6 protein-coding genes and 6 tRNA genes are annotated in these 8,362 nt (G+C 29.4%); 6 read left to right on the forward strand and 6 right to left on the reverse strand.

Annotated elements, in window-relative coordinates; all coding sequences use genetic code 11:
• Positions 1-333: 333 nt before the first annotated feature.
• From A9758_RS00290 to comE, 5 genes are all read left to right on the forward strand, one after another.
• Complete coding sequence (locus A9758_RS00290) at positions 334-2,241, forward strand: beta-CASP ribonuclease aCPSF1 (protein WP_011405891.1); 1,908 nt, start codon at positions 334-336, stop codon at positions 2,239-2,241.
• Between the two features lie 352 nt (positions 2,242-2,593).
• Complete coding sequence (gene purM, locus A9758_RS00295; RefSeq protein WP_011405890.1) at positions 2,594-3,622, forward strand: phosphoribosylformylglycinamidine cyclo-ligase; 1,029 nt, start codon at positions 2,594-2,596, stop codon at positions 3,620-3,622.
• Between the two features lie 27 nt (positions 3,623-3,649).
• Positions 3,650-4,681, forward strand: coding sequence for an L-sulfolactate dehydrogenase (gene comC / locus A9758_RS00300; RefSeq protein WP_011405889.1), 1,032 nt, complete (start codon positions 3,650-3,652; stop codon positions 4,679-4,681).
• Positions 4,682-5,083: 402 nt separating this feature from the next.
• Positions 5,084-5,602 carry a sulfopyruvate decarboxylase subunit alpha gene (gene comD / locus A9758_RS00305; protein ID WP_011405888.1) on the forward strand — a complete coding sequence of 173 codons (519 nt, stop codon included), beginning with the start codon at positions 5,084-5,086 and terminating at the stop codon, positions 5,600-5,602.
• Positions 5,589-6,167: a sulfopyruvate decarboxylase subunit beta gene (comE, locus tag A9758_RS00310; protein ID WP_048059682.1), complete on the forward strand. Its 579-nt coding sequence runs from the start codon at positions 5,589-5,591 to the stop codon at positions 6,165-6,167. The genes comD and comE overlap by 14 nt, the downstream gene beginning before the upstream one ends.
• 113 nt (positions 6,168-6,280) lie before the next feature.
• Here the strand turns inward: comE and A9758_RS00315 are convergent.
• The 6 genes from A9758_RS00315 to A9758_RS00340 all read right to left on the reverse strand — a co-directional run bounded on the left by A9758_RS00315 (position 6,281) and on the right by A9758_RS00340 (position 6,954).
• Positions 6,281-6,355: transfer RNA gene (locus tag A9758_RS00315), tRNA-Glu, on the reverse strand.
• A 47-nt stretch (positions 6,356-6,402) separates the two neighbouring features.
• Positions 6,403-6,477, reverse strand: a tRNA-His gene (locus tag A9758_RS00320).
• 35 nt (positions 6,478-6,512) lie between these two features.
• Positions 6,513-6,596 (reverse strand) — tRNA-Leu (locus tag A9758_RS00325).
• Between the two features lie 104 nt (positions 6,597-6,700).
• Positions 6,701-6,775, reverse strand: a tRNA-Glu gene (locus A9758_RS00330).
• 19 nt (positions 6,776-6,794) lie between these two features.
• Positions 6,795-6,868, reverse strand: a tRNA-Ile gene (locus A9758_RS00335).
• 13 nt (positions 6,869-6,881) lie between these two features.
• Positions 6,882-6,954 (reverse strand) — tRNA-Asn (locus A9758_RS00340).
• A gap of 313 nt (positions 6,955-7,267) precedes the next feature.
• Here A9758_RS00340 and A9758_RS00345 point away from each other — a divergent pair.
• Positions 7,268-8,278: a radical SAM protein gene (locus A9758_RS00345; protein ID WP_011405886.1), complete on the forward strand. Its 1,011-nt coding sequence runs from the start codon at positions 7,268-7,270 to the stop codon at positions 8,276-8,278.
• Positions 8,279-8,362 lie beyond the last annotated feature (84 nt).

An 8,362-nucleotide genomic window follows, 5' to 3' on the forward strand; every position in this document is an offset into this window, starting at 1 on the left:
ATAGTTTATTAATAAATAAAATATTCTTTTGATAAAAACATAATCAATTAATGAAAAGATATTTTATATTAAATATGAACATGACTCTATTTTAGAAATAAAAAGGAATTTAAAAAAATTCTACAATTTAATAAAAATAGTACTATTCTACTTACAATTAAAATAAACACGAAACCTAATTAAATAAAATATGTAAATTTCATATTTAAATAAATAAAATCATTAAGTAAAACAGTGTAGCAGATAAAACATTAAAACAATTATTATAAAGTTTTTTAAGGATAATAATTTGTTCTACATAAAAATTATCAAAAAATGAGAGAGTGATAATGTATGACTAATATGATCGATGAAATCAAAGATCAAATTATAGAATATTTACCTGAAAAAGTAAAACTAGCAAAAGTTGAATTTGAAGGACCTGAAATTGTTATATATACAAAAAATCCTGAAATAAACAAAGATCATGGAGATATAATTCGTGCATTAGCAAAAAAAATAAGAAAACGAATAATTATCAGATCAGACAAATCAGTTCTTTCACCACCACCTGAAACAATAGACAAAGTAGAAGAAATTGTTCCTACAGATGCTGATATTACAGACATATCCTTTGATGATGTAACACACGAAGTTATTATTGAATCAAGAAAACCCGGACTAGTTATTGGAAAATATGGAACAACATCCCGTGAAATACTAAAACAAACAGGATGGACCCCAAAAATATTAAGAACACCACCAATTAATTCTGAAACAATCCAAAGAATCAGATTATCATTAAAAAGAAATAGTAAAGAAAGAAAAGAATTTTTACAAAAATTAGGAAAAAGAATCAGACGAGAACCTATGTTTGATAATGATTGGGTTAGATTAACATCACTTGGTGGATTTAGAGAGGTTGGACGATCTTGTTTATTCTTACAAACACCAAACAGTAAAGTTATATTAGATTGTGGAGTAAATGTAGCAGGTATTGATGAAAAAACAGCATATCCTTTCTTAAATGTTCCAGAATTTAATCTTCAAGATTTAGATGCAGTTATTATTACCCACGCTCACCTTGACCATACTGGTTTTGTACCATACTTATATCATTATGGATATGATGGACCTACATACTGTACTACTCCAACAAGAGATATGATGACTCTTCTCCAACAAGACCATCTTGATATCTCCCATAGAGAAGACAAACCACTTCCATTTAATATAAAAGATGTTAAAGAAACAATTAACAAAACAATTACACTAGATTATGGACAAGTTACTGATATATCACCTGATATACGTTTAACACTACATGATGCAGGACATATTGTTGGTTCTGCTATGGCCCACTTAAATATAGGTGATGGAAAACATAACTTCCTATATACTGGTGACTTTAAGAATGAACAAAGTAGATTACTTGGAACACCAAAACAACATTTTGCTCGTATAGAATCTATGGTAATGGAAAGTACATATGGTGGACGTGAAGACAACACCCCTACACGTAACACTGCAGAAAAAGAATTAGTTAAAGCAATATATGATACAATTCAAAAAGGTGGAAAAATACTTATTCCAGTATTTGCTGTTGGACGTGCACAGGAAATTATGATTGTTCTTGAAGAATTTATTAATAGAGGTATTTTAGGTAAAGTACCAGTATATTTAGATGGAATGATATGGGAAGCTACAGCTATACATACTGCACATCCAGAATTCTTAAGTAATGAATTACAAAAACAAATATTCCATGCAGGTGAAAATCCATTCACATCAGATGTATTTAATAAAGTAACAAACAATGAACAAAGACGTAAATTACTAGAAAGTAATGAACCATGCGTTATTTTATCAACATCTGGTATGTTAACAGGAGGAAATTCTGTTGAATACTTCAAAGAACTATGTGAAGATGAGAAAAACCGTATTATCTTTGTAGGATATCAGTCAGAAGGTTCATTAGGTAGAAGAATTCAGAAAGGATTCGATGAAGTTCCACTAGAAAAAGATGGAGTAACACAATTATTCCATATTAACATAGAAGTTACAACAATTGATGGATTTAGTGGACATAGTGATCGTAAACAATTAATGGAATATGTTCGTAAATTATCACCAAAACCTGATAAAATCCTAGTTTGTCATGGTGATGCATATAAAGCATTAGATCTTGCAAGTAGTATTTATAGAACATATAAAATTGAAACAAAAACTCCATTAAATCTTGAAACTACTAGATTACAATAAAAAAAAATACAACTCTCTCTTATACTCTCCTTTTTTTATTATTTTATTTTAAGTATATGAGAATTTAGAATGGAAAAAAATACTTTTTCAACAGTTATTATATTAAGTAGATAAAATCTATTTAAAAATATATAACAATTAGAAAAAAGAAATATAATTAATAAATAAAAAAAGTGAATAATAAAACGTGTCACTATTTTTTTTAAATATAAATATACATTTTAAAATTAATCATGAATAATTTTGATTAATTAATTAATTCAAAAACCTGTAGAACACAGGGGTTAGCCCAATTATCAGGGAATCTTTAATTATAGTATTAAGGAAGTTCAATAATGTTATAGGTGAAATAATGGTTACATATTCTGAAGCAGGTGTTGATATTAGTTTGGAAGAACAAACTGTACGTGCATTAACTGGAGAACTATCTGAAACATTAGATTACAGAAATATTATAAAAAATAAAGGACATTTCGCAGCATTAGTTGATTTTGGTTCACGTGCAATAGCTATGAGTACTGATGGTGTTGGAAGTAAAATATTAATTGCAAATTTAATGAATAAATTCGATACTGTAGGTATTGATTGTATTGCTATGGTTGTAAATGATATTTTATGTGTAGGTGCTGAACCAATAGCTATGGTTGATTATTTAGCAGTGGAACATCCAGATCCTGAAGTTGCAAGTCAAATAGGTAAAGGATTGAAAGTAGGTTGTCAACAAGCAAAAATAGCAATGATTGGTGGAGAAACTGCTTCATTACCTAAAATTATTAAGGATTTTGATCTTGCTGGAACTGGAATTGGAACTGTAGACAAGGAAGATATAATTACTGGTACACAAATAAAAGATGGTGATATTATCATTGGTATTGAAAGTAGTGGTGTACATAGTAATGGACTAAGTTTAGCAAGAAAGGCTTTACTTGAAATAGCAAATTTCAATGTAGATGATAAATTACCAACTGATAATTCAACCACTGTTGGAGAAGCATTACTTGAACCTACTATAATTTATGTTGATGCAATTATGGACTTATTAAATTCTGATATTGAAGTTCATGGACTTGGACACATAACTGGTGGTGGATTTAGTAACTTAAAAAGATTAAATCATGATATGACTTATATTATCAATAATCTACCTGAAACATTACCTATATTTAAAGCAATACAAGCTACAGGTATTGAAGATAAAGAAATGTATCATGTATTTAATATGGGAATTGGTTTTGCTGTAATTCTTGATGGAAAATATCAGGATGAAGCTCTTGAAATACTAAATAAATACCATAAATCATATGTTATTGGAGAAATTAAAGAAGATTCAGACAATCGTGTTCTAATAACAACAAATGAAAACAAAAAAATTGAATTATAAAACATTTAATATCGAGGAGATACATTCATGAAAATTAGCATAGAAAATGAAACTAAATTAATTGAAGAAATTTTAGAAGCATATGGCGTTGTACATAAGGAAGCTTCAATTGTTGCTGATGTTATAACTGATGGTGATCTTAAAGGATTTTCAACACATGGACTTGGAAGATTTCCACAATACATAAAAAGTATAGAAGCAGGTACTATTAAAATTGAAGGAGATTATGAAATAGAAAAAGAATCAGCTTCTTCTGCAATGATAAATGGAAATCATAAATTTGGTCATTATGTAACAGTAAAAGCTATGGATTTAGCTGTTAAAAAAGCAAGTGAAACTGGTATTGGAATTGTAGGTATACATGATAGTAATCACTATGGAATTGCTGGATATTATTCTGATTTAGCATCACTCCAAGATATGATTGGTATTGTTATATCAAATACTGAACCTGCTATGGCACCTTTTGGTGGTAAAAAAGCATTACTTGGAACTAATCCAATTACAATAAGTATTCCTACAGATGATATTCATAATTATATTTGTGTAGATATGGCTACAAGTATTACTGCTAGAGGAAAACTTTTAGAAGCTAAAAGAAAAAATGAAGAAATTCCTGAAGGTTTAGCATTAGATAAAGATGGAAATCCAACAACAGATCCTCAAGCAGGACTTGAAGGATCAATATTACCATTTGGTGGATTTAAAGGATATGCTTTAGCATTTATGTTTGAATTATTAGCAGGACCTCTTGTAAGTGCTGCTTGTGGTGATAAAGTTGAAGGTACAGCAACACCAGATGTAATGTGTACTAAAGGAGATTTATTAATAGTAATAGATCCTGAACACTTTGCTGGTTCTATGCAATTCAAATTCTATGTTGATCAATTTGTTCGTGAAATTAGAGAAGAAAATGGAGTTATTCCAGGTGACCGTGAAATTGCCATGATTAATGAACATCATGCAAATGGAATACCTGTTGATGAAGCTTTATATGAACAATTAACAGAAATTGCAAATAAAAAAGAATTAGATATTACAGCATACTTTGAGGAATAGATTTTTTCCTTAAAATAGAATATACAACAATTATAGTTAGTCATAACCAATAAATATTATTTCTTTGACTAGATAATTGTTTTTATTATTATTTTTTCTGTTTAAAGTTAACCCATTACTTCTTTTTCTTCTTGTTTTATTTCAATTATATTTTATTATATAAGCTGTAATCATTTCTTGTGTTTTAGTGTTTTGTAGTCCTATTTCCTGATTATTTGTAGTTTAGATTGTATTTATTCTATAAAAATTGTGACTCAAACTATTAACATACTTTGTTATATATAGTTTTTCCTTATGAATATGATTTAAATTCATAGAAAAATATTTTTTATTTAATTAATTAAAAATATAAATATGAGAACATAATTTTATTATTACAAATTTTTAGAGAAGTGATTATTTTTGGATAGTACAGATGTTATTTATAATGGAATTAAAGACGCCGGAATTAACTTCATAGTAAGTGTTCCATGTGCTAATTTAAAGAAGTTATTGGAATTAATTGATAAAGATGATACAATAAAACATGTACCTGTTACACGTGAAGAGGAAGGTTTTGGAATATGTGCTGGTGCATATATGGGTGGATTAAAACCTGCTATTTTAATGCAAAATTCTGGATTAGGTAACAGTGTTAATGTTTTAGCTTCCCTTATGAAATTATATAATTTTCCTATTTTAATGATTATTAGTCATAGAGGTAGTCTTGGTGAGGCTGTATATGGCCAGATACCAATGAGTAAAGCTACAACCAAAGTGTTAGATAGTTTAGATATTAGATATTATAAAGTTGATTATCCTAGTGAAAGTAGAGAAATTATTAATAAAAGTTGGAATCTATCTTTAATATCAGAAGAACCTATTGCATTATTATTTGATATTAGTTATTGGAGAAGAGGTGTTGATAATGAAAAGATATGATGCTATTAAGAAGATTATCACTGACTTAGATGATGAACTAGTTATTTCAAATATTGGATTTCCATCACGTGAATTATATGGAATAAAGGATAGAAATAATAATTTTTATATGTCTGGTTCAATGGGTATGGCTACACCTATTGCATTAGGTTTGTCCCTTGCTCTTGAGGAAAAATCAGATGATAGAAAAGTTATTGTTATTGATGGTGATGGATCTTTATTAATGAATTTTGGTGAACTTATTACAGTTTATGCACAAAATCCAAGTAATCTTATAATTGCTCTTATTGATAATGAAGCATATGGTTCAACTGGCTCACAAGAAACTTATACTTCAAAGGTAAATCTATCAAATATTGCAAAGAGTATTGGATATAATGAAGTTTACTATGTTGATGCTAGAAATAGTGTGGATAATATAGATATAAAGCAATATTTAGATAAAAAAGAACCTGTATTTTTACACATTAAAGTAAAACCTGGAAATACAAAAGCACCAATTATTGATAAAACGCCATCTCAAATAAAAAATAGATTTATGGAATCAATTAACAAAGAAAATTAACCTCCACCAATAACTCTTTTTTTTTCAATTAGATAATACAATAATATAAATATAACTTTTATTAAAAATCAATAATTTTAAAAATAAATCTAAAACAAGTAACATAAATTAAATGCTCCGACCGGGATTCGAACCCGAGTCTTCGGCTCGAAAGGCCGAAATGATTGGCCGGACTACACTATCGGAGCAACTAACTTAAATTTATATAATAAATATAAACTCATATTTTTTTAAATGGGGCCGGGGCCGAGAATCGAACCCGAGTCACGGGATCCACAGTCCCGAAGAATAACCACTATCCTACCCCGGCATTTAAAAACCCATTACGAAATCCCTTATCTAAAGTGCGGGAGCAGGGATTCGAACCCTGGGAGGCCTACGCCAACAGGTCCTAAGCCTGTCCCCTTTGGCCAGCTCGGGCACCCCCGCATATAAAATACTTGTATCCGCAAACTTTATTTAGGAATGTTTCGCTTAAAGTGTTCTAGAATCTAAAATCATACCAAATTATAAATAAGAAAGGTTCTAGAAAATGCTCCGACCGGGATTCGAACCCGAGTCTTCGGCTCGAAAGGCCGAAATGATTGGCCGGACTACACTATCGGAGCAAAATTTATAATTGTAAAATGGGCCCAATGGGGTTCGAACCCATGGCCGCCCGGTTATGAGCCGGGCGCTCTACCTGGCTAAGCTATGGGCCCAAAAGAATTATAGCGCCGTCGACAGGACTTGAACCTGTGACCAATCGGTTAACAGCCGAACGCTCTACCTACTGAGCCACGACGGCACATGACAAATTCATCTTACAATAGTTTATTTATAACTACGTATATATAAACTTACCTATCAACTATAAAAATAAGTTATTATTAGTTTTCAAGGCACAATATAATGTTTGTTTTCATACTATATAAACGTTACGGTTATGTTTTTTAATAGCAAAAAAATAGTGTAAAAAACGAAAAACATCTTAAATACCTACTTTATACTGGATCAGAAATAAATATTACAGTAAAAAAATTCTCATAGAGATATTTATAATTAATGAAAAATAAACTACATAATAGGATATGTTATTAATCTAAGGAGATTTATAATAAATGGATGTTATTGAAAAAATAAAAAATAAAGAAGTATTTGACCTACTTATCGAAGCTAACAAAATAACAGAAAAAATTCATGGAAAAGATGTAAGTCTTGAAAGAGCTCTTTTCTTATCATGGTGGTGCGAAAAAGGAGATTGTAAATTCTGTTATATGTCATCACAAAAAGACAGAATTCAAAATCCAGATAAAGCACGTAGACATGTGAAGGGAATATATGCTGAAGCAGAACTTACAAAGAGAATGGGATGGAATATTGAATTTTTATCTGGAGGATATGGAGTATATTCTACTGATGAAATAAGAGAAATCTCAGAAAACATATACTACATTACAGACAAACCTGTATGGTTAAATATAGGTATAACTGATGAATTAGATGCATATGGCGAAGAAATTATAGGAGTAACAGGAGCTGTTGAAACTGCAAATCCCAAATTTCACAATGAAATATGTCCAAGTAAATCAATTACAGATATTAAAAACATGCTAATACAAGCAGATAATCTTGGATATAAAAAAGCAATAACTATTATCATTGGCCTTGGAGAAGAAATCGATCATCTAAATGATTTATTTAATTTAATAGAAGAATTAGATATTGATCGTATTATATTCTATTCCCTAAATCCACATCCAGATACCACATACCATTTAACACCACAACCTGCATCATTATACTATGCTAGTATCGTTGCTAGTATAAGAATTAGATTCCCACATATAGAAATAATTACTGGAACATGGACAGATAACCTTGCAAATATAGGAGTACTTCTAAAGGCTGGAAGTAATGGATTAACAAAATTCCCATTATTTAAAATGTATGGAAATCGTTTTGGTAAGCGTGTTGAAGAAGAAGTATACTGGTCAAATCGTAATCTTATTGGAAGCTTTTCTAATATGGATCTATTAACACAAGGTGATAATCTACGACCTGAACTTGATCCATTTATACAAAGATATATTGATATGTGTTATGAAAACTTAGATATTAAAAAAATATAACACAGAAACTTATAATTAAAAAATATATTTCAAGTAACTAATATTGACTATATTCAATACTAAAAACACTATATTAATATATTA

Source organism: Methanosphaera sp. A6 (genome assembly GCF_001729395.1).
GTDB classification, from domain to species: Archaea; Methanobacteriota; Methanobacteria; order Methanobacteriales; family Methanobacteriaceae; genus Methanosphaera; species Methanosphaera stadtmanae.